We start from the raw sequence: 21395 nt of genomic DNA on the forward strand, positions 1-21395 counted from the left end.
CCGTACCGGGCGGCACCCCGGTCACCCCGCCGGGTTCCGGTGGCGGGCCACTCCCCCTGTGGTGGCCCGGCACCGGTATCCGGCGGGCCCGCCGGATACCCCCCGACGGGCAGTCGAACGGAAGGACCCGCGCCCCCGTGGCCGTCCCACGCAAAGCCGCTCACCGCAAGCCCAAGCAGCGTCCGTTCACCGGGCCTGCTGCCCGCACCGCAGCCACCCTGGCCCTCGCCGGGGCGGCTACCGCGACCGCCTTCGAGGGCGCCGCCCAGGCCGAGCCCCAGCTCACCCCGGCCCAGGTGAAGTCCAAGGTCGACCGGCTGTACCACGACGCCGAGGTCGCCACCGAGAAGTACAACGGCGCGAAGGAGAAGGCGACCGCCACCGCCGAGTCCCTGGACGCCCTGCGCGACGAGGCCGCCCGCAGGACGGAGCGCCTCAACACCGCGCGCAACGCCCTCGGCTCGTTCGCCGCCGCGCAGTACCGCAGCGGCGGCCTCGACCCCGCCGTCCAGCTGGCCCTCTCCTCCGACCCCGACCAGTACCTGGAGCGCGCCTCCTACCTGGACCGGGCCGGGGACCGGCAGGCCGGCGCGGTCAACGGAGTCCGCAGGCAGCTCACCGAGATCGCCCAGCTGCGCGCCCGGGCCGACGAGGAGCTCGCCGCACTCGCGGACCGCCAGGCCGAGCTGAAGAAGCACCGGACCGCGGTCCGCACCAAACTGGCCGACGCCCGCAAGCTCCTGGCCACCCTCACGGCCGCCCAGCGCGCCGACTACGAGCGCTCCGCCGACGCCCAGCACGGCGGCACCGGCGTCCGGGCCGACCGCAGCACCCCGCGCGGCTCCGTCAGCGCCCCCAACGCCCGTGCCGCGCAGGCCGTCGACTTCGCGTACGGGGCACTCGGCAAGCCCTACGTCTGGGGCGCCACCGGCCCGTCCTCCTTCGACTGCTCCGGCCTCACCCAGGCCGCCTGGCGCGCCGCAGGTGTCTCGCTGCCCCGCACCACCTACACGCAGATCAACGCCGGCAGCCGCGTCTCCCGCTCCGAACTGGCCCCGGGTGACCTGGTCTTCTTCTACTCGGGCGTCACACACGTCGGGCTGTACATCGGCGGCGGACAGATGATCCACGCCCCGCGCCCCGGCGCGCCGGTCCGCATCGCACCGATCAGCGAAATGCCTTTCGCGGGAGCGACCCGGGTGGCATAGGCTCCGCGCCGACCGGCCCAGCGAGAGAGAGAAGGCTCCCCGTGCCGATGGACACCGACGTCCAGAACTACGCGCGAACGCTCACCCTCCGCTCCCCCGACCACTACCGGGTGGGCCCCTTCACGGTGCGCCACAACCCGGGCTGGGAACTGAAGTACGCCAACTACGCCATCCCCGACCAGGGCGCCGAGCCCACCGCCGGGGACATCGACGACCTCGTCGCGGCATTCCGCGAGCGGAACCGGCTGCCGCGCCTGGAATACCTGCCCTCCTGGGCCCCTGCCGTCGAACCGGCCCTGCTGGCCGCCGGCTTCACCGTGGAGAACCACGCCCCCGTACTGGCCTGCACGCCGGCCGGTCTCCTGCCGCCGAAGCCGGTGGACGGGCTCCGCATGGCCGAACCCGTCACCGACGCGGAGTTCACCGCGGCCGCCGCGGTCCAGCACACGGGCTTCGGTGGCGAAGGCGGCCCCGACGAGGGCGAGATCGCCTGGCTGCGCGCCGCGGTGGCCGGCAACGGCGTCGCGGCGCTGGCCCTGCTCGGCGACGAGCCCGCCGGAGCGGGCGGCTGCTCGGTCCCCGTCGACGGCATCAGCGAACTGGCCGGCCTCGCAGTGTCCGACGCCTTCCGTCGCCGGGGCATCGGCGCCGCGCTCTCGGCCTGGCTGACCACGACGGCCTTCGAACGCGGCTGCTCCACCGTCTGGCTGGAGCCGGGGAGCCCCGAGGTCGAGCGGATCTACGCGGGCATCGGCTATCGCAGGATCGGCGAGAAGACCAACATCTCGCTCGCGGCGGAAGCCCGCTGACCCGGACCGGTCGCCTCAGACCAGCCGCCGTGCCGTCGCCCACCGCGTCAACTCGTGCCGGTTGGACAGCTGGAGCTTCCGCAGCACCGCCGAGACATGCGACTCGACGGTCTTCACCGAGATGAACAGCTGCTTGGCGATCTCCTTGTACGCGTAACCGCGTGCGATCAGCCGGAGCACCTCGCGCTCGCGCTGCGTCAGCCGGTCCAGGTCCTCGTCCACCGGCGGCGCGTCCGTCGAGGCGAAGGCGTCGAGGACGAAACCGGCCAGCCGCGGCGAGAACACCGCGTCGCCGTCCTGCACCCGGAAGACCGAGTCGACCAGGTCGGCGCCGGTGATGGTCTTGGTGACATAGCCGCGCGCTCCGCCGCGGATGACACCGATGACGTCCTCCGCGGCGTCCGAGACCGACAGCGCCAGGAAACGCACCGGGTTCTCCACGGCACCCATCATCGGTGCGCAGCGCCGCAGGACCTCGACCCCGCCGCCGCCCGGGAGGTGGACGTCCAGGAGGACGACCTCGGGGCGGGTCGCGGTGATCACGGTGACTGCCTGGTCGACGTCCGCGGCCTCGCCGACGACCTCGACCCCGGTCTCCTCGGTGCGGCCGATCTCGGCCTGGACCCCGGTGCGGAACATCCGGTGGTCGTCGACGAGCACGACCCGTACCCGGCGCTCCGGGCCCCCGGCAGCTTCGGTGTTCTCGGTCATTGGCTCGCCCTTTCCATCTCCAGCTCGACTTCCGTGCCCCCGCCGGGCACCGAACGCAGTCGCGCAGTACCGCCGTTGCGCTGCATCCGGCCGATGATTGATTCTCGTACGCCCATCCTGTCGCCCGGGACGGAATCCAGGTCGAATCCCGGTCCCCGGTCCCGTACGGAGACGAAGACCGTGCGGCCCTCGACCTCCGCGAAGACCTGGACGGCGCCGCCCTCGCCACCGTACTTGGCGGCGTTGACCATTGCCTCGCGTGCGGCCTGCATCTGGGCCGCCAGCTTCTCGTCGAGCGGGCAGTCGCCGACGACGACGACCTCCAGCGGGACCCCGTGCTTGTCCTCCACCTCGGCGGCGGCACGCTTGACCGCCTCGGCGAGCGTCTCGGGCTCGTCGTCCTCGTCCTTGCCGGTGCCCTCCGGGTTGTACAGCCAGTTGCGCAGCTCGCGCTCCTGCGCGCGGGCGAGCCTGCGGACCTCGCCGCCGTCGTCCGCGTTGCGCTGGATCAGGGTGAGGGTGTGCAGGACGGAGTCGTGGACATGGGCCGCGACCTCGGCGCGTTCCTGGGCCCGGATGCGCATCAGGCGTTCCTCGGAGAGGTCCTGCGTCATCCGCGCCAGGTAGGGGCCCGCGAGCAGCGCGATGCCGGTCAGTACGGCTATGGCGGCGGTCAGCACGTTGCCGAGCTGGGCCGCCGAGCCGCGGACCACCATGAACACGGCAAGACCGAGCCCGACGAGGGCGACGCCCGCCAGGCCACGGGCCAGGTGCAGCACACGGCGGCGGCGGCCCACCTCGATCCAGCGGGCCCGGCGCGCGTTGTCGGCCTGGCGCCACACCAGGACGGAGCCCGCGCCGATGAGGAGCGTCGGCCAGATGTAGCGGTCGGCCTTGCTGCCCATGTCGACGTTGCCGACGAAGATCATGGCGCCGATGAGCAGCGCGACCAGGGCGAAGACCTGGCCCTTGTCGGGCTTGCGGAGTCTGCGCCGACCGTCCGGGGCCGTCTCGAACACGGAACGCGTCGCCTCGACCCCGCCGATGCCGAGCGGGACGACGATCCAGAACACGGCGTAGAGCAGGGCGCCGAGGCCGTTCGCGAAGAACAGTCCGAGGAAGACGAACCTGACCCAGGCGACGGGCAGCCCCAGATGACCGGCGAGCCCGCGCGCGACGCCGCCGAGCAGGCGCCCGTCGGCGCTGCGGTACAGCTTGCGCACCGGCGGCTCCTCCGGGGCCGGGGTGTGGGAGCTTGCGGCTCGGGTCGTGGCGGCTGGCATGGACCGATGGTCACACGGCCGGGCGGGTCGTGGCATCAGGGTCGACCCCGGAGGCGACCCTGATGCCCGCGCCTCCGGATCCCTCCGCGAAGCTCCCTGAGGGGTGCCCGGGAGCAATATCAGGGATCGGCCAGGGTCGTCGCGGGTCCCACAAGGGCGTACGGACCGTCACCATGGAGCCATGACCGTTCCCCAGGACGCCGCCCCCGGCGTCGCGCCGCCACCCGAGCCGAAACCGCAGCTGCGGCGCAGCCCGCGGCAGAAAGTGGTGGCCGGGGTGTGCGGCGGGCTCGGCCGGTACTGCGACGTGGACCCGGTGATCTTCCGGATCGTGCTCGGTGTCCTCGCGGTGACCGGGGGCATCGGGCTCATCTTCTACGGCTTCGCCTGGCTCCTGCTCCCCGTGGAGGGCGAGGAGGAGAACGAGGCGCGCAGGCTGCTGTCGGGCCGGGTCGAGGGTGCGTCGCTGATAGCGCTGCTGCTCGCGCTGGTGGGCTGCGGGCTGCTCCTGTCGATGCTGCACAACGGCGGGATGCTGGCGTTCGCCGCGATGCTGTCGCTGGCCGTCATCGGCTTCTCCGTATGGACACAGCACCGCAGGACGGCGGCGCCGGAGGATCCGCCGGGCTCGGCCGCGGCGCAGACGCCGGGAGGCGCGGCTCACGCCGCCGGGCACGGGGCACCGCCCGAGGTGAAGGCGCCGCCGACACCGGGGTCCCCGTCGTGGTGGCGGGATCCGATCGTCAAGGACGGCACTTCGGGGCCGGTCGGTCCCGGCTATCTGTGGGGTCCGGCGGACGCGGTGCTCGGCCCGGCCGACCGCGGCAGGCGCAGGGCGACCGCGGACGCGCCCTACCGCGCCCCCTACCGTCCGCCGGGGACCCGGGGCCCGCGGTCGATCGGCGGTCTCGTCTTCCTGCTGGCGCTGGTCGCGGGCGGTCTGGGAACGGGGCTGAGCTGGGAGACCCAGCCGCTGGGGACGAGCCTGCAGTTCGGGCTCGCCGCCGCGCTCGCGGTGTTCGGTCTCGGACTGCTGGTCGCCTCGGTCCTCGGCCGGACCGGGTTCGGCACGATCATGCTGGCGATGGTGACGGCGGGGCTCCTGGCGGGTGCGGCGGCCCTCCCGAAGGACATCAGCACCGAATGGGTCCGCCAGCAGTGGCGTCCGGCCTCGGTCGCGGCGGTCCAGCCCCGGTACGAGCTGGGCACCGGGGTCGCACGGCTCGACCTCTCGCGGATCGTCGTCCCCGAGGGCGATGTCCTGCGCACCGGCATCGGGGTCGGGGCGGGCCGTGCGCTCGTCGTCGTACCGAAGGGGATGACGGTGAAACTGCACGCCGAGGCCGGCCTCGGGGACATCCAGCTGCCCTCCGAATCCCGCGAGGACGTGGACGTCGCCCCGAGCAGGCAGACGAGGCAGACCCTCGGGCCGGTCAGGGGCAGCAAGCCGGCCGGGACCCTCGAACTGAGCATGGAAGTCGGCATCGGACAGCTGGAGGTCACCCGTGCTGCGTCATGAGATCCGGCCCGGCCGCGCGGTGGCGGGCGTCGTCATGCTCGCCCTGGCCGGCGCCTACACGGCGGACGCGGCGGGGGCGTGGGCGGTCCCGTGGGTGTTCTTCTTCCCGGTGTTCTTCGGGGGCCTGTGGCTTGCCGCGACCGTGACGTGGGTGAGCTACCGGCTGCGTCGCCGCCGGGACGTGAGGAAGGCGTCGGCGGAGAACTCGGCCGCGCCCGCGAGCAGCAGCGGCAGCCAGGCCATGAGGTAGATCAGGTCGTTGCCGTAGTAGTACGGCTCGGTCTGCCAGCTCACGGTGAGCCACAGGCTCAGCGAGATCAGCGCACCGCCGAGGGCCGCGAGTCGGGCCCACAGCCCCACGAGGGTGCCGAGGCCGACGGCGAGCTCGCCGATCGCGATGGCGTAGCCGAAGCCTTCGGGGCTCTTCAGCGCCAGGTCGACGAGGGCCGGGATCGCGGAGGTGTCGCGCACCCCCTCCATCAGCTGCCCGATGGAACCGTCGCCGCTCGCCGACATGAAGGCGCTGTCGGTCAGCTTGTCGAGCCCCGCGTAGATGAAGGTGACCCCGAGAAAGATCCGCAGGGGCAGCAGCGCGTACTGTCTCGCCCGCTCCCGGAGGCTCCTCGGCTCGTTCAGACCGTATGAACCGCCGCCGTAGCCATGCATGACCGCTCCGCCTTCCGTTGGCCCGTCAACCAGACCATACGTACGCCGTGAACGGGCTGCTCACCAGGGTTGCGACTCAGTCCGTGACGTCGATCGGGCAGGGGTTGGTCTCCACACCCGCCGCGGTGACGACCTGGACGTCCACGATGCCCGGTTCGACCTCCACCGGCACCGGCACGGTGAGCACCGTGTCGGACGGGTTGGCGAAGCCTCCGGCGACCGGGATCAGCGGCACGTGTACGTGCACCCGGCCGATCCTGACGACCACGCGCGCGAGCCGGTCCGGGCTCCCCGCCCCGGGCGGTACGAAGCCCGCTCCGCGGATCTCGATGTCGTCGCCGGTACGGATCGGGGCGTCCAGGTCTCCGGCTTCCCGGGCCCTCACGACCGACAGGATGACCGGTCGGCCGCCCTCGGCGTACTTCCCGGAGAAGTACGTCGCCGCGGAGACGGCCACCAGGATCGCCAGGCCCCACGGGAGGTCGGGCAGTTGCTCCGGGCGGCGGGCGAGGCGGACCGCGGCGAAGAGCACGGCGACGGCGCTGACGAGCACGTACTGCACATCGGTGAAGCTGCCGCGGCCGGAGTCGTCGGTGAGCAGATCGGCGGCCCGCGGCCGGTCGGCGCGCAGCTTCTGCAGCCGCTGTCCCAGGACGCGTACGGTCACCACCCGGCGTACGAGGACGGCGACGGCGCACACCAGCGCGAGCACGGTCAGCACTCCGGCCGAGCGCACCAGGTCCAGGCCCTCGATCAGTTCGTCGCGGTCGCCGTGGTCGGATGCGCCGGCCAGTTGGAGGGCCAGGACGAGCACGGCGAAGACGGCGAGCAGCACCCAGGACGCGGCGACCGTGCGCGAGGTGGAGAGCCGGTTGTCCTCGCCGATCAGCGGGGCGAGGAGGCCGCCGCGGGGCCGGTGGAGCCGGGCGGCGGCGGTCAGCAGGCCCGCGGTGACCAGTCCGGCGACCAGACCTGCGGTGCGGGCGGTGGACCAGCCGGCGCCGATGGCGGTGACGGCCTCACCGATGACCAGCAGCGCGACACCGCCCCAGACGGCGACCAGGGTGCGCTGCCAGACGACGTGGAGCCAGGCGTCACCGGCCTCGCGGCTGCGTTCGGCGACCGTGCGCGCGGACTCGGTCAGCTCGTCCGACACCCACTGCCGGGATGCCGACGCGGACTGCGCGACCCCTGCGGGCAGGCCCTTGCCGGCCGCCAGCTCATCGCGTTTGGCGAGGAAGGCCGCCACCGCGCGCCGGTGTCCTTCGCGTGCTCCGTGCGGGCAGTCGCCGCACGTACAGCCACCGCCGTGCGTGCTGCTCGTCCTCGCCTCGTCCAACGCCACGGGGAACGCCGCCCTTTCCTGCACCGGTACAACCAACTCGCCTGTGATTTCTGCGAATTGTGCCGTACAGGGCGGGCCCGTCCCGCATCGGGGCGGGCTGCGCGTACATGTCGTCCACATGTACGAATGTCAGGTGCTGAGTACAAGGTACGCAAGGCCCAGCGTTCCGCGGTATCCGCCGTAGTAATCGGTGCGGCGGGCGTCGACGGCCGCGGTCACCTCCCCGTGCAGGGGATGCCCGGGGTTGGCCAGCGCCCACCGCTCGCCCCGTCCGATATTGGCGGTCGACTCGAAGAGGTCCCATTCACGCTGATCGGCGACGGTGACCTGCAGCGGCCGCAGACCGGCGGCCTCCGCCTGCCGGACCAGGCCGAGGAGCGAGCCGAAGTCGCCCGGCTCGGCGCCCAGCCCCTCCAGCGCGGCCGCCGAGGGCTCCCGCTCCCAGAACCCGTCCCCGAACAGCACCCGCCCACCCGGCCGCACGGCGGCCCGCAGCGCCTTGAGCGCCTCGGGGGTGCCGCCGGGCCAGGCGTGCGAGGAGCCGATGCAGACGGCCAGATCGTAACCGTCCCCCGGAAACTCGGCCGCGGACACCTCGTGGAACCGCACCCGGCCGGTGAGCCCCCGCTCCCCCGCCAGGCGCTGTCCGCGCGCCACGGCGTCCGGGTCGGTCTCGACACCGTCCCCGGTGGAGCCGGGCGCAGCCGCCACGAGACGCATCAGCAACTCGCCCCAGCCACTGCCGAAGTCCGCGATCCGCGCCCCCGGGACGGGATCGCAGACGGCGATCAGCCGGGCGGCGTGCTCCTCGGACAGCGGGGTGTTCCAGGTGAGCCGGTCGTTTCCCGGGGCGGACATGAGGGCGCGGACTTCGTCGGCAGACATAGGCGCGGATCCTGCCACGGCTGCGGCGGGCCCTGCCACCGGTTTCCGGCCGGGAAGTCCGGGAAAGTGGCGACGCCGCCACCCCGAGGGGCAGCGGCGTCGGCACGGGGTCCGGGTGGGACTACTCCCACTCGATCGTCCCCGGGGGCTTGCTCGTCACATCGAGGACGACACGGTTCACGTCGGCGACCTCGTTGGTGATGCGGGTGGAGATCTTCGCCAGCGTCTCGTACGGCAGACGCGACCAGTCGGCCGTCATGGCGTCCTCGGAGGACACCGGGCGCAGCACGATCGGGTGGCCGTAGGTGCGGCCGTCACCCTGGACGCCGACACTGCGGACGTCCGCGAGGAGGACCACCGGGCACTGCCAGATGTCGCGGTCCAGGCCGGCCGCGGTCAGCTCCTCGCGGGCGATGGCGTCGGCCTCGCGCAGCAGGTCGAGCCGCTCCTTGGTGACGTCGCCGACGATACGGATCCCGAGGCCGGGGCCCGGGAACGGCTGCCGCTGGACGATCTCCTCCGGCAGCCCGAGCTCCTGGCCCACCATCCGGACCTCGTCCTTGAACAGCTGGCGCAGCGGCTCGACGAGCTGGAACTCGATGTCGTCGGGGAGGCCGCCCACATTGTGGTGGGACTTGATGTTGGCGGTGCCGGTGCCGCCGCCGGACTCGACGACGTCCGGGTAGAGGGTGCCCTGGACGAGGAAGGCGACCTCGGGGCCGTCCTCCTGGAGGATCTCCAGCTGGGCCTGCTCGAAGACGCGGATGAACTCGCGGCCGATGATCTTCCGCTTCTGCTCCGGGTCGGACACACCGGCCAGGGCGTCGAGGAAGCGCTTCTCCGCGTCGACGACCTTCAGCTTCGCGCCGGTCGCGGCGACGAAGTCCTTCTCGACCTGCTCGGTCTCGCCCTTGCGCATCAGGCCGTGGTCGACGTACACGCAGGTGAGCTGGGAGCCGATGGCCTTCTGCACGAGGGCCGCGGCGACCGCGGAGTCCACGCCGCCGGAGAGGCCGCAGATGGCACGCTTGTCGCCGACCTGCTCGCGGATCAGGGCGATCTGCTCCTCGACGACGTTGGTGGTCGTCCAGGTCGGCTCGATGCCCGCACCCCGGTAGAGGAAGTGCTCCAGGACCTGCTGGCCGAAGGTCGAGTGCATGACCTCCGGGTGGTACTGGACGCCGTACAGCTTCTTCTCGTCGTTCTCGAAGGCGGCGACCGGTACGACGTCCGTGGACGCGGTGACGGTGAAGCCCTCGGGGGCGGCGGAGCAGGCGTCGCCGTGCGACATCCACACCGACTGCTCCGTGGGCGTGCCCTCGAAGAGGGTGGAGCCGGCCTTGGAGACGGCGAGCTGGGTACGGCCGTACTCGCGGGCGCCGTTGTCGTCGACCGTGCCGCCGAGCGTGGTGGCCATCAGCTGGAAGCCGTAGCACATGCCGAAGACCGGGACCCCGGCCTCGAACAGCGAACGGTCGAGGCTGGGCGCGCCCTCCGCGTACACCGAGGACGGACCGCCGGACAGGATGATCGCGCGGGGGTTCCTGGCCAGCATCTCGGCCACCGGCATCGTGGACGGGACGATCTCGCTGTAGACCCGGGCCTCACGGACGCGGCGGGCGATGAGCTGGGCGTACTGGGCGCCGAAGTCGACAACCAGAACCACGTCGGTGGTGGTGTCGGGGGCGGCGGGGGGCGCTGCTGGCACGGGGCGGCCTTCCGGCGGTGGAGAGGGGGTCGGTCCTCCCAATTCTACCGGCCGTGGGACCACGCCCTGCCGGGCTCCCGTCTCACCATCCGGGCCCGGCGTGGACCCGGCCCGCGGACGGGGTCCATACTTGCCCCCATGCGTCAGCACACGACCTTCGTCTTTACCTATGGCACCCGGCCCGCCGGCTGCCATGGTCGTGCTGCTTGAGCAACTGACAAGCAACGTTCCAGGCGCCCCGGGCCGACAGGCCCGGGGCGTTCTGGCGTTCCGGGCCTGTCGCTCCGGGGGGCCGCACCCCACCAGGAGTCACGGATGAACAGCACCGCACCCACGAAGACGGCCGCCGAGCGGACCGGCGCGCACACCGACGAGGCCGCCTCCCTGATCGGTGGCGCCCGGACCCGCATCGACGCCCTGGACGACCGGATCATCGGTCTCGTCCAGGAACGGATGGCCGTCTCCGCGGTCATCCAGGAGGCCCGGATCACCTCCGGGGGCCGCCGGGTGAACCTCTCCCGCGAGATGGACGTCCTCAGCCACTACAGCGACGCGCTGGGCAGGCCGGGGACGGCGCTCGCCATGACGCTGCTGGAGCTGTGCCGCGGCCGGGTGTGAGGCCCGGGAAGGCTGTACGGCCGTATCTGCGTTCGGGCCCGGTCTCACCCGTACGGCGCGTGACCGGGCCCCGTGCCGCTTCGTTGGTCCGTGTGTCCGTGCCAGCCAGGCTCGGCAGCGGTAGGAAACCACGCGTGGCTCCGCCGGGATGTGTGACGTACTGCAGGTACGTCGTGGGACCACACCCCGGCGCGCGTGACCGGTCGGCAGGGGACAGCAGCCCGGTCACCCCAATTGCGGCCGGCCCCGGGGACGCCCGGGACCGGCCGCCCTCGGACCGGCAGCGGTGCCGGTCCGGAGAAAAGGCCCTAGCCCCGCTCGGCGCGGCGCCGGGACGTCGCGTACAGCACTCCGCCGGCGGCCAGGGCGACGGCTGCCGCTCCCGAAGCCATCAGCGCGACGGAACCGGTGGAGGCGAGACCGCCGTCGTTGTCCGCCGACGCGGCGCCGGACGTTCCGGTGGAACCCGAGGCCGACGAGGTGGACGAGCCACCCGTCGTCCCGGACGTGGAGCCGGTCGTTCCGCCGGTCGTGCCCTCCGTGGAGCCGCCCGTCGTGTTGGTGCCGCCCGTCGTGCCGCCGGTGTCCTCGGAGCCCGGGTCCTCGCCGTTCAGGACCATCTGCGCGGTGTTGTTGCCCGGGGCCGGGTCGAACGGCAGGTCGGGGTCGCTCAGCCACGTGTTGCGGACGTCGACCTTGCCGGCGGAGCCAGGGATCACCTCAGTGATCTTCAGGTCGAAGGGCAGTGAGATCTCGGCCCCGTCGCGGACGGTCATCGCGGAGTCGCAGACGTAGCGCGGCGCTCCGAGCTGCTCCTCGCGGTACTTGCCCGCAGCCGTCACCCCCTGGCAGGAGTCCGGCTTCCCGGTGACCTCGGCGCCCCGGGGGACGGTGAGGTCGACCGTGGCGACGGGCTCACCGGAACGGATGTTGCCGATCCAGGCAGGTCCGTCGTTACGGAAGCCGATCCTGGCCGTGACGGTCTCGCCCACCGAGCCCGCGCCCTTGCCGCCGGTCGCCACGAAGTCGGCGGTGTTCTCCGTACGGAAGTCGGCTTCCTGCTGGTTGTCCCAGGGGTTGAGGTCGCCGCTGCGGGCGGAGGACGTGACCTTCTTCAGTGCCAGCTGCGGGCCGGTGCCCCGGGTGAAGGGCGCGCCCGCGCGCTGCGCGGAGCGCTGTGCGGCGCTGTCCTCGTTGATGCGGTAGATGAAGGTGTCGTAGTACGCGCGCTCGGTCGCCTTGACGGACAGCGGGACCGCCAGCGTGTACGTGGCGCCCGGCTCGTAGGAGCCCTCGACCGAGCACAGGGCGGTGGACCAGGCGAAACCGTCCTGCGGCTCCTCCCCGGCCTCCCCGTTGTACTCGCAGTTGGCGTAGCGCTCGGGGATCTCCAGGCCGCGCGAGTACATCAGGGTCAGCAGGACGCCGTCGGCGGCCGTCGTGCCCCGGTTGGCGAACGTGATCGGGGCAGGCTGTACGTCACCCGGCTCGAGCTGCTGCTTGAAGGGGAGCTGCTTCATGACGAGGTCGGGACCGCCGATCGTCACCTTCGTGGAGAACGGGACGAAGGTGACCCCGTCCGCCGAGCCGGTCACCTCGATGGTGCCCGACGCACCGTCCTTGCCGCCCTCGGCCGCGGTGAGGTCGAAGTCGGCGATGGTGCTGAGCCCGGCGTACACGCCGTAGTCGTGGCAGACGGCCGTGGCACCGGTGATCTCGCAGTCCGCACCGGTGTCCTCGGCGATGTCGATGTCGGCGATGCCCGCGATCCCGCTGAGGTCGAGGGTGTAGGTCACCTCTCCCTGGTAGCCGTCCTCGTCCTGGACCGGGTTGCTGACGGTGAAGCCGAGCGAGGTCTTCTGCGGGGACCCGGTCGCCGGGTACGGGTGCAGGGCCGTTTCGGCCGGACCGCCGAGCGTGAACGCGGGGTCGGCGGCCTGCGCCGGTGCGCCGACGGCGAGCGATCCGGCTGCGAGCAGCCCGGCGGCGGCAAGGCCGCCTGCGGTTCGGCGCAGCGCAGTTCTCGGGGAAAGGCGTGTCATCGCGGACCTCTGGGATGGGATCGACAGGTGCTGTGCAACTGCTGTGGGGCAGCACGAGTTCGACCGCGCAGCCGTACGAAGAGTTGCGCTGGACAAGATCACGGATTGGGCACGAGGGGCGCATGTGGCGAGCGACACATAAAGATTCTGTGAAACGGGGGACAACCATCGGGCCGCATCGCAGGTCATGGATGGCGAACACACAGGCTATTTCCGTGCCCCACAACGGCAGGCCCGTTCTCCATTCTTCTTTCGCCGTACCGCAGCCCGCGCGGTACAACGGACTTGCTGAGGCCTTCATGAAGCTTCGCCGCACCATGGCACTCGCTGCTGCCACCGCCGTCATCGCGCCGGTCGTCGTGCTCTCCGCACCGGCCGCTTTCGCCACGGACACGACGCCGACCCCGAGCGCGACCGAGTCGGTGACCACCGCGCCGTCCGAGACCGCGTCGGCCGGGACCACCGAGTCCGCTTCCCCGTCCGCGACGACGTCTCCCGACGCCACCGAGACGGCCACCACCTCCCCGAGCCCCTCCGTGTCGGAGACGACCTCGGCGACCCCGTCGGCCACCCCGACCCCGACCGCCTCGAAGACCGAGGACACGGAGGAGCCGGACGAGGACGGGTACTGCAACCCGCGCCCGCTGAAGCTCTCCATCAACGGTCTCGCCGGCAAGATCGCCCGGGGCAGCGGCTGGGACACCTTCAAGTTCAACGTCTACAACAACTCGAAGAAGACCGTGAAGAACGTGTGGTTCTTCGCGGGCGCGTCGTCCGACAAGGCCGGCGACCACCTCTTCACCACCAAGCAGGTCCACCTCCAGGCCCTCAACGAGGACACGGGCACCTGGGAGGACCTGAACGAGGAGGGCGTCTCGACCGGCTACGTCGGCGAGACCGACGAGATCAAGCCCGGGTACGAGGTCGACATATCCCTGCGCATCAAGGTGCAGGCGACTGCCCCGGTCGGCGCCGGCTTCAGCCTCGGCGGCGGACTCGTCTTCGGCGAGGAAGAGGACCTGCCCTGCTTCACGGACGTCGCGTACAAGTTCCAGATCGTGAAGGCCGGTGACGAGGACGGCACGAAGCCCCAGGAGGGCGGCAAGGTTCCGGCCCCGGCCGAGAAGCCTGCCGACGCGGACGCCGGCAAGGTCACGGGCAGCCTCGCCGAGACCGGTTCCTCGTCCTCCACGCCGATGTTCGCCCTCGCGGGCGGCGCGGCCGTAGTGCTCGGTGCGGGCGCGATGTTCATCGTGCGGCGCCGTAAGAACGGTGACGCCGCCGCGTAAGCGCGTCACCGGTCGAACGTGAGGGGCTGCACTCGGAGGGGGGTGCAGCCCCTTGGCGTTCCCGGACCGACGCTTCGCAGGCGCTCAGGCGCTCAGGCGCTCAGGCTTCGGACGCGGTCGCCTTCGGCGGCACCACGGGAATCCCCAGGAACGGGAGTTTCAGCGCGCCGAACGCCTCCTCGGGCACCGCGGGCGCCTTCGGCTCGACCGCGGACAGCCGCGTGTACGCCTCGCCCTGTGCCGGCCGTGGGTCCGTCTCGCCCTTGTTGGGCCAGAAGGACATGGCGCGCTCGGCCTGCGCGGTGATGGTCAGCGACGGGTTGACGCCCAGGTTGGCGGAGACCGCCGAACCGTCGACGACCGAGATGCCGGGGTGTCCGTACACCCGGTGGTACGGGTCGATGACGCCCTCCTCGGCGCTCGCCCCGATCGCGCAGCCGCCCAGGAAGTGCGCGGTGAGCGGAGTGCCCATCAGCTCCCCGATGTTCGATCCGGGGAAGCCGTTGATCTCCTCGGCCAGCAGCGTGGCGCCCTGCGTCGCCTCGGCGATCTGCGTCGGGTTGGGCGCGCCGTGTCCCTGCCGGGCGGTGAGCAGGCCCTTTCCGATGCCGCTGGGCTTGCGGTACGCGGTCAGCGAGTTGTCCAGCGACTGCATGACGAGACCGATGATGGTCCGTTCCGACCAGCGCCGGTTGGAGAGCGAACGCGCCGCCAGCGTCGGGTGCTTGACCATGTTGCCGAGCCAGCCCAGCACCCGGTGGGTGCTGTAGGGGACCTGGAGGATGGTCAGCGCGCCCATCGCGTTGGAGCCCTTGCCGTAGCGGACGGGCTCGATGTGGGTGTTCTCGTCGGGGTGGATCGACGAGGTGATGGCGACACCCTTGCTGAAGTCGGCCTTCGCGATGCCGTGCTTCTTGCGGTAGCGGCGGTCGCTGGTCTGCGCGCCCACCAGCCCCTCGGAGTTGGTCCGGGTCAGCTCGCCGAGCTTCGACGAGAGCCGCGGCAGCAGCCCCTGGTCCTTCATGGTGTGCAGCAGTGTCTGCGTCCCGTACGTGCCGGCGGCGACGACGACCTTCCGGGCCCGCAGCACGGCAGGCTCCGCCTTCCTGCGACGGTTCGTGGGGACGGTCGACACCCGGTAACCGCCGTCCGGATCGTCCGTGACCGCCACGACGGACGTCATGGGGTGGATGACGGCACCGGCCTTCTCGGCGAGGTACAGGTAGTTCTCGTTGAGGGTGTTCTTCGCACCGTGGCGGCAGCCGGTCATGCACTCGCCGCACTCGGAACAGGCCTTGCGGGCGGGACCCGCGCCGCCGAAGTAGGGGTCGGCGACCTCCACGCCGGGCTTCGCCTTCGACGTACCGTCGGCGTCCACGCCGTCGCCGAAGAAGACCCCGACGGGGGCGAAGTGGAAGCTGTCGCCGACGCCCATGGCCTCGGCGGCCGCCTTGAGGTGGACATCGGCCGGGGTCATGGTCGGATTGAGCCTGACCCCCAGCATCCGCTTCGCCTGGTCGTAGTACGGCGCCAGCTCGTCCTGCCAGTCGGTGATGCCGGCCCACTGACGGTCCTCGAAGAACGGCGCGGGCGGTACGTACAGCGTGTTGGCGTAATTGAGGGAACCGCCGCCGACGCCCGCACCGGCCAGCACCATCACCTTGCCGAGCAGGTGCACGCGCTGGATGCCGAACAGCCCGAGGGCCGGGGCCCACAGGTAGTTCTTTATGTCCCAGGAGTTCTTGGGGAGGGTGGCCGGTGTGAAGCGGCGCCCCGCCTCCAGGATGCCGACCCGGTAGCCCTTCTCGCTCAGCCGCAGGGCCGAGACCGCGCCGCCGAAGCCCGATCCGACGACGACCACGTCGTAGTCGTACGCGGCGTCGTCGTCCGGCCCGTCGGAGCGCGGGGTCTGATTCTGGGCAGCGCTGTCCTGGGACATGGCTCTCCTCGGTGCGGAAGGGAGGGAAAGGCTGGAGTGGGGCGCCCGCGTCAGCGCAGCCGGAAGGCCTTCATCGCCTTGAGGCCGAAGCTCATGAGGGCGGCGTACTTCTCGTCGTCCATGCCGAAGGACGGCGCGAGCGGCATCAGCCGCTGCTGGGCGACGGTCTGGGCCTCGGTGTACTTGAGGATCCCCTCCGAGCCGTGCCGTCGTCCGAGGCCGGAGTCCTTCATGCCGCCCATCGGGGACTGGGCACTGCCGTAGGCGGGTGCGTACCCCTCGTTGATGTTGACCGTGCCGGCCCTCAGCCGGGCGGCGATCCGGTGGCCGCGCCGGCCGTCCTTGGTCCAGACGCTGGCGTTGAGGCCGTACGACGTGGCGTTGGCGAGGGAGACCGCGTCGTCCTCGTCGGTGAAGCGGTAGACGGAGACGACGGGGCCGAAGGTCTCCTGGGCGCAGACGGCCATCGGTTCCTGGACGTCGGCGAGGATGGTCGGCTCGTAGAAGAGCGGGCCGATGTCGGGTCGGGCGACGCCGCCCGCGACGAGCGTGGCGCCCTTCTCGACGGCTTCGGCGACGTGCCGGCTGACGGTCTCCAGCTGCCGCTCGCCGACCAGGGAGCCCATCTCGGCACCGTAGGCGAGGGAGTTGCCGAGCCGCATCGCCTTCGTACGGGCGGCGAAGCGCTCCAGGAAGGCGTCCGCGACGGACTCGTGGACGTACAGCCGCTCGATGGAGATGCACAGCTGCCCCGCGGAGGAGAAGCAGGCACGGACGGCGCCCGCGGCGGCCTTCTCCACATCGGCGTCCTCGAGGACCAGCATGGGGTTCTTGCCGCCGAGCTCCAGCGAGACCCCGACGAGCCGGGCCGCGGCGCCCTGGGCGACCTCGCGACCGGTGCGGGTCGAGCCGGTGAAGGAGACGTAGTCGGCGCGGCTGACGACCTCGGGGCCGACGACGGGGCCCTCCCCGAGCACGACCTGGAACACCTCGGCGGGCAGTCCGGCCTCGATCAGCAGGTCACGGGCCCACAGGGCGGTCAGCGCGGTCTCCGTGTCGGGCTTCATCACGACGGCGTTGCCGGCGACGAAGGCCGGCAGCGCGTCGCCGACGGAGAGTTCGAGCGGGTAGTTCCAGGGAGCGATCTGGCCGATGACCCCGCGCGGCTGGCGCAGCTCGGTGACCTTGGTGAGGGTCGGGACGACGCCGGTGTGCCGCTTCGGCTTCAGGTAGGAGGTGGCCATGCGCCCGTAGTGGCGGGCCGAGACGGCGACGGCCAGCACCTCTTCGTGGGCGTGCAGCCGGGCCTTGCCGGTCTCCAGCTGGATGAGGTCGAGGACCTCGGCCTGGCGCTGGAGGACGAGGTCGTGGAAGCGGAGCAGTACCGCCGCCCTGGCACGTACGGGCATCGCCGCCCAGGCCGGCTGGGCGGCGCGGGCCCGCTCGAAGGCGGTGGCGACGTCCTCGGGGGTGGACTCGGGCAGGTCGGCCAGCTTCTCCCCGGTGAAGGGGCTGTGGTTGGCCGTGCGGCCGGAGCCGACGACGCCGCGCGTCAGCTGGGCGATCACCTCGGGTGTGACCACGTCGGCGGCGGTGCGAACGCCTGCGGGGGCCGCTGCCACCGGGTTGGTGCCGACACGGGTGCCGGGGGCGGCGGAGGTGGTCGTGGAGGCCTGCGAGTCCGTCATGAGGGCGAGAGTATGTCCACCCGCCCACTTTGGGTACCCGTCGGTAACAGGTTTTCACAGACCCCACAACACCGCTGCGGCCGCCCCCGGCGAACCAGCCAGTGATCACTGGCGAAATAACCGCTGATCAGGGGCTATCTTCCCTGTCAGGCTCAGGAATCGTGAATCTTCAGCCGCTCGGCGACCTCGGTGTAAATCTTTTCGCCGTCCGTCGCCGCCTGACCGGCCGCGGGCATCTTGACCCGGACGTGCCAGTACGGGTCGTCCGCCGTCCGCCCCGGGATCAGGAGCTCGTGGTAGCGGAAGCGCAGCGCGTCGTCCTCGGTCGAGGAGTACGGCGTGTACTCGGTGACCATGTCGTACGCCGTGCGGCCCTGGTGTTCGGTCTTCTTGAAGGAGACGGTGGCGTCCTTCATCTCCAGGGTGTTCGCCCCGCCCTTCTCGTAGTACGTCTTGCGCGCCTCCGGGTCGGCGCCCGCGGACTTCTCCGCCGCCGTGTCGTCCTCCTTGACCGCCTTGTGCCAGAAGTCGATCTCGAAGACCCCGCTCGGGTCCGCGTACCAGACGACGTCCCCGGTGTCCTCCTGGATGCGCTTGTAGTCCTCGGGCACGGCCACGTCCGCCGAGAGCACCTCGTTCTCCGGCCTGACCTGCCAGCCGCCCGGCAGCTCGTCGCCGCCGAACGGGTCGGCGAGCACGAGGACGAGCGCGAGAGCCGCCGCCAGCACCACGGCGCCGAGCCCGGTCTGCGCCTTCCGGTTGCGGTGCAGCACCGGAGGCACCCACCGGCCGCCGCCGGACGCGCCGTTCCCGTACGGCTGGGTGAGCGCCCGGGAGACCGGCGGGACCGACGCCACCGACTCCAGGGCGGAACGGATCTCCGCGGGTCCCGGCCGTGCCGCCGGGTCCTTGCGGAGCAGCTGCATGACGACTGTGCCGAAGGCCCCCTTGCCCCGGGCCGGCATCTGCGGCTCCGCCGAGAGGATGGCCTGCAGGGTGGCCGGGGTGTGGGAGCGGCGGTACGGGGACATGCCCTCCACCGCCGCGTACAGCACGACACCCAGCGACCAGAGGTCGGACTCCGGACCGGGCAGCTGTCCCAGCACCCGCTCCGGGGAGATGTACTCGGGCGACCCGACGAAGGCGCCGGTCTCGGTGAGCCGCTGCTCGCCCTCGACCTGCGCGATACCGAAGTCGGTGAGGACGACCCGGTCGTCCCGCCCGAGCAGGACGTTGTCCGGCTTGACGTCGCGGTGGAGCACACCCGCACCGTGGGCGGCGTTCAGCGCGCCGAGGACGGCGAGGCCGATCCTGGCGGCCTCGCGCGGGTCGAGCGTCCCCTCCTGGAGGCGGTCGCCGAGCGACTGGCCGCTGACCAGTTCCATGACGATCCACGGCTTGCCGTCCTCGACGACCACATCGTGCACCGTCACGACGCTCGGGTGCTCGATGCGGGCGGCGGCACGCGCCTCGCGCTGCATGCGCAGATAGACGACGGCCCGCTCGCGTTCCCCGAGGTGGTCCGGCACCCGCGGTTCCTTGACGGCCACGTCACGGTCCACGATGTCGTCGTGGGCCCGCCAGACCGTGCCCATGCCGCCGTGCCCGAGCCGCCCCACGAGCCGGTAGCGGCCCCCGACGAGCCGGTTCGGCGCACCCTCGGGGGTCCGCTCGGTGACGGTCGGGGTGGGCGCGGGCGCGCCGGGATGAGCCGGGAAGGCGGGCTGTTCCGGGAGACCCGGCTGTCCGTGTACGGGACCCGGCGGCTCCTGCGGTGCGTGCGGCGGCCGGAGTCCGTAGCTCGTGGGCTCGTTCGCCCGTCCCCCATCGTTGGTCATGTCCTCATCCTGTCGGAGCGCACAGGGTGTGACCACCAGGACGGAACAGAGGGTGCAGAGCCGTGACAGTCGGCACGGTGGTGACCGGTCGTCAGTCCGTGGACTCCGGAGGCTTCCAGCTGCGCAGCATCGTCTCGAAGCGGTCCCGGCTCTCGGCCCAGTCCGCCTCGGGCCCCGTCATGTAGATCGCGTACTCGGGTCCGCCCGTCTCACCGAAGTACATCTGGTCGATTCCGTGACGCGGCCCCGGATGGTCCTTGGACTCGAGCCAGGTGAACTCCCAGAGGGAGCCCGGCCGGTCCCGGAAGGTGTTCGAGTGCAGCGTCAGCCGGTCGTAGCCCGGCAGCCGCTTGGAGAGGTCCTTCTCGATGTGCAGCATGTGCATGTACGAGTTGTCGAAGTCGGGCTTCGGATCGAGGCTGATCCGGATGCGGTGCGCCCCGTTGTCCGGGGTGTAGTCGATCTGGTTGCCGTCCGTCTGCCGCGTCCAGCCCTCGGGCACGGCGAGGCTGAAGCCCTCGGGGTCGTGGACCCGTGTCCAGCCGTCGGGTATCTCCTTCGAGCCGGCCTTCGGATCCGTGGACGGCGTCGACGGGGTGTCCGAGGACGGACCGGCGGTGGTCCCGGTGCCGGAGCCGCGATTCCCCGTACTCCCCTCGTCTCCCGCGTACTTCATGGCCACCAGGCCCGCCGCCCCGCCGAGCAGCGCGGCGGCGGCGATGACCAGCAGCGCCGTACGCCACCTGCCCCGGCTGCGGCGGACCGCGGGCGCGGGGGTGTACGGCTGCGCGAGGACGTGCGGCTGTGCGGCCTCCGGCCCGGCCGGGGGCTGTGCGGACTGCGTGAGGCGGGCCGTCGACCCGTCAGGTACGGCGAAGGCACGCAGGTCGTCCTCGGACACCCGCTGGGTCGGTACGTACGCCTGCGCCGTGAGGGGCTTGCGTCCCTCCATCGCCTCCAGCAGCATCCGTTCCGTCTCGGGGGCCGTCGGCCGGTCCGCGGGGTCCTTGCGCAGCAGCGCCGTGATCACGGGTGCCAGCGCCCCGCCGCGCTCCGGCGGGGGCGGTTCCTCCGTGACCACGGCCTGCATCGTGGAGATCGGGGACGTACGGCGGAACGGTGAGCGCCCTTCCACAGCCGTGTAGAGCGTGGCGCCCAGTGACCAGAGGTCGGAGGCCGGGCCGGGGTCGCCGCCGCGTACCCGTTCGGGTGCCAGGTAGTCGATGGAGCCCACCAGTTCACCGGTCCTGGTGATGGTGGAGTCGCCCTCGATCGCGGCGATCCCGAAGTCGGTCAGCAGCACCTGTCCGTCCCGGGCCAGCAGGACGTTGCCCGGCTTGACGTCCCGGTGCAGCACCCCGGCGCTGTGTGCGGCCCGCAGCGCGCTCAGTACGTGGAGACCGATCCTGGCCGCCTCGCGCGGCTCGACCTCACCGGTCTCCTTCGTGGCGTCGGCGAGCGAGGGCCCGTCGACGTACTGCATGACGATCCAGGGGCGGTTGTCGTACTCGATGACGTCGTGGACCGTGACGACCCCGGGATGGGTGATGCGGGCGGCCGCGCGCGCCTCCTTCTGCGTGCGGGCGTGCAGCACGGCCCGGTCCGCCTCGGCGGCGTACAGCCCGGCGGTCAACTCCTTGACGGCGACGGTCCGGTGGAGCACCTCGTCGTGGGCGCGCCACACCTTGCCCATACCGCCGCGGCCCAGGACGTCGCCGAGCCGGTACCGTCCCGCCAGTACGATTCCCGAGTCCGTGCCCTGCGCATGTTCCACGTGTGTCCCCGCCCCATTCCTTCGAATGACAGGTTACGGAGGGGAGGCAGCGCCATGGAACCTCGCACCGCGG

The 21395-nt window shown here is 71.8% G+C and carries 16 protein-coding genes; 5 read left to right on the top strand and 11 right to left on the bottom strand.

Features of this window, described 5'->3' with window-relative positions; all coding sequences use genetic code 11:
• Positions 1 to 137: 137 nt before the first annotated feature.
• Both OG257_RS15365 and OG257_RS15370 read left to right on the top strand, forming a co-directional pair.
• Complete coding sequence (locus OG257_RS15365; protein ID WP_329208187.1) at positions 138 to 1208, top strand: C40 family peptidase; 1071 nt, start codon at positions 138 to 140, stop codon at positions 1206 to 1208.
• 47 nt (positions 1209 to 1255) lie between these two features.
• Positions 1256 to 2017, top strand: coding sequence for a GNAT family N-acetyltransferase (locus OG257_RS15370; RefSeq protein WP_329215113.1), 762 nt, complete (start codon positions 1256 to 1258; stop codon positions 2015 to 2017).
• Positions 2018 to 2032: 15 nt separating this feature from the next.
• Here OG257_RS15370 and OG257_RS15375 read toward each other — a convergent pair whose 3' ends face one another.
• Both OG257_RS15375 and OG257_RS15380 read right to left on the bottom strand, forming a co-directional pair.
• Entirely contained in the window at positions 2033 to 2728 is a 696-nt protein-coding gene (locus OG257_RS15375) for a LuxR C-terminal-related transcriptional regulator (protein ID WP_073744370.1), read from the bottom strand.
• Complete coding sequence (locus OG257_RS15380; RefSeq protein ID WP_329208189.1) at positions 2725 to 4011, bottom strand: PspC domain-containing protein; 1287 nt, start codon at positions 4009 to 4011, stop codon at positions 2725 to 2727. The genes OG257_RS15375 and OG257_RS15380 overlap by 4 nt, the downstream gene beginning before the upstream one ends.
• 181 nt (positions 4012 to 4192) lie before the next feature.
• Between OG257_RS15380 and OG257_RS15385 the strand changes: the two genes are divergently transcribed.
• Positions 4193 to 5530: a PspC domain-containing protein gene (locus OG257_RS15385; protein ID WP_329208191.1), complete on the top strand. Its 1338-nt coding sequence runs from the start codon at positions 4193 to 4195 to the stop codon at positions 5528 to 5530.
• Between the two features lie 156 nt (positions 5531 to 5686).
• On the opposite strand, the gene OG257_RS15395 is transcribed toward OG257_RS15385, so the two are convergent.
• From OG257_RS15395 to guaA, 4 genes are all read right to left on the bottom strand, one after another.
• Positions 5687 to 6196 carry a DoxX family protein gene (locus tag OG257_RS15395; protein ID WP_329208194.1) on the bottom strand — a complete coding sequence of 170 codons (510 nt, stop codon included), beginning with the start codon at positions 6194 to 6196 and terminating at the stop codon, positions 5687 to 5689.
• A gap of 76 nt (positions 6197 to 6272) precedes the next feature.
• Entirely contained in the window at positions 6273 to 7541 is a 1269-nt protein-coding gene (locus tag OG257_RS15400; RefSeq protein ID WP_329208196.1) for a hypothetical protein, read from the bottom strand.
• Between the two features lie 129 nt (positions 7542 to 7670).
• On the bottom strand, positions 7671 to 8426 hold the full coding sequence (locus tag OG257_RS15405) for an SAM-dependent methyltransferase (protein ID WP_329208198.1): 756 nt from the start codon (positions 8424 to 8426) through the stop codon (positions 7671 to 7673).
• A 121-nt stretch (positions 8427 to 8547) separates the two neighbouring features.
• Positions 8548 to 10134, bottom strand: a complete 1587-nt coding sequence (gene guaA, locus OG257_RS15410) for a glutamine-hydrolyzing GMP synthase (protein WP_329208199.1) — start codon at positions 10132 to 10134, stop codon at positions 8548 to 8550.
• 315 nt (positions 10135 to 10449) lie between these two features.
• Between guaA and OG257_RS15415 the strand changes: the two genes are divergently transcribed.
• Positions 10450 to 10752 carry a chorismate mutase gene (locus OG257_RS15415; protein WP_329208201.1) on the top strand — a complete coding sequence of 101 codons (303 nt, stop codon included), beginning with the start codon at positions 10450 to 10452 and terminating at the stop codon, positions 10750 to 10752.
• Positions 10753 to 11060: 308 nt separating this feature from the next.
• Here OG257_RS15415 and OG257_RS15420 read toward each other — a convergent pair whose 3' ends face one another.
• Entirely contained in the window at positions 11061 to 12794 is a 1734-nt protein-coding gene (locus OG257_RS15420) for a peptidase (protein ID WP_329208203.1), read from the bottom strand.
• Between the two features lie 299 nt (positions 12795 to 13093).
• On the opposite strand from OG257_RS15420, the gene OG257_RS15425 reads away from it, so the two are divergent.
• Positions 13094 to 14083, top strand: a complete 990-nt coding sequence (locus OG257_RS15425) for an LAETG motif-containing sortase-dependent surface protein (protein ID WP_329208205.1) — start codon at positions 13094 to 13096, stop codon at positions 14081 to 14083.
• 100 nt (positions 14084 to 14183) lie between these two features.
• Here OG257_RS15425 and OG257_RS15430 read toward each other — a convergent pair whose 3' ends face one another.
• From OG257_RS15430 to OG257_RS15445, 4 genes are all read right to left on the bottom strand, one after another.
• Positions 14184 to 16022: a GMC family oxidoreductase gene (locus OG257_RS15430; RefSeq protein ID WP_329208207.1), complete on the bottom strand. Its 1839-nt coding sequence runs from the start codon at positions 16020 to 16022 to the stop codon at positions 14184 to 14186.
• Between the two features lie 50 nt (positions 16023 to 16072).
• Positions 16073 to 17710, bottom strand: a complete 1638-nt coding sequence (locus tag OG257_RS15435; RefSeq protein WP_329208208.1) for a succinic semialdehyde dehydrogenase — start codon at positions 17708 to 17710, stop codon at positions 16073 to 16075.
• A 152-nt stretch (positions 17711 to 17862) separates the two neighbouring features.
• A complete protein-coding gene (locus OG257_RS15440; RefSeq protein ID WP_329208209.1) occupies positions 17863 to 19548 on the bottom strand; it encodes a serine/threonine-protein kinase in 1686 nt (561 codons plus the stop codon).
• A gap of 91 nt (positions 19549 to 19639) precedes the next feature.
• The gene (locus tag OG257_RS15445) at positions 19640 to 21322 is read right to left on the bottom strand and encodes a serine/threonine-protein kinase (protein ID WP_329208212.1); all 1683 of its coding nucleotides are present in this window, start codon (positions 21320 to 21322) and stop codon (positions 19640 to 19642) included.
• Between the last annotated feature and the right edge of the window lie 73 nt (positions 21323 to 21395).

The organism is Streptomyces sp. NBC_00683 (assembly GCF_036226745.1).
Lineage (GTDB): Bacteria > Actinomycetota > Actinomycetes > Streptomycetales > Streptomycetaceae > Streptomyces.

What these genes read in the sequence shown, in the direction of transcription:
- OG257_RS15370 (WP_329215113.1), top strand. Translation starts at nt 1,256, where the DNA reads ATGGACACCGACGTCCAGAACTACGCGCGAACGCTCACCCTCCGCTCC.
- OG257_RS15375 (WP_073744370.1), bottom strand. Translation starts at nt 2,728, where the DNA reads ATGACCGAGAACACCGAAGCTGCCGGGGGCCCGGAGCGCCGGGTACGG.
- OG257_RS15380 (WP_329208189.1), bottom strand. Translation starts at nt 4,011, where the DNA reads ATGCCAGCCGCCACGACCCGAGCCGCAAGCTCCCACACCCCGGCCCCG.
- OG257_RS15385 (WP_329208191.1), top strand. Translation starts at nt 4,193, where the DNA reads ATGACCGTTCCCCAGGACGCCGCCCCCGGCGTCGCGCCGCCACCCGAG.
- OG257_RS15395 (WP_329208194.1), bottom strand. Translation starts at nt 6,196, where the DNA reads ATGCATGGCTACGGCGGCGGTTCATACGGTCTGAACGAGCCGAGGAGC.
- OG257_RS15405 (WP_329208198.1), bottom strand. Translation starts at nt 8,426, where the DNA reads ATGTCTGCCGACGAAGTCCGCGCCCTCATGTCCGCCCCGGGAAACGAC.
- OG257_RS15415 (WP_329208201.1), top strand. Translation starts at nt 10,450, where the DNA reads ATGAACAGCACCGCACCCACGAAGACGGCCGCCGAGCGGACCGGCGCG.
- OG257_RS15420 (WP_329208203.1), bottom strand. Translation starts at nt 12,794, where the DNA reads ATGACACGCCTTTCCCCGAGAACTGCGCTGCGCCGAACCGCAGGCGGC.
- OG257_RS15425 (WP_329208205.1), top strand. Translation starts at nt 13,094, where the DNA reads ATGAAGCTTCGCCGCACCATGGCACTCGCTGCTGCCACCGCCGTCATC.
- OG257_RS15430 (WP_329208207.1), bottom strand. Translation starts at nt 16,022, where the DNA reads ATGTCCCAGGACAGCGCTGCCCAGAATCAGACCCCGCGCTCCGACGGG.
- OG257_RS15435 (WP_329208208.1), bottom strand. Translation starts at nt 17,710, where the DNA reads ATGACGGACTCGCAGGCCTCCACGACCACCTCCGCCGCCCCCGGCACC.
- OG257_RS15440 (WP_329208209.1), bottom strand. Translation starts at nt 19,548, where the DNA reads ATGACCAACGATGGGGGACGGGCGAACGAGCCCACGAGCTACGGACTC.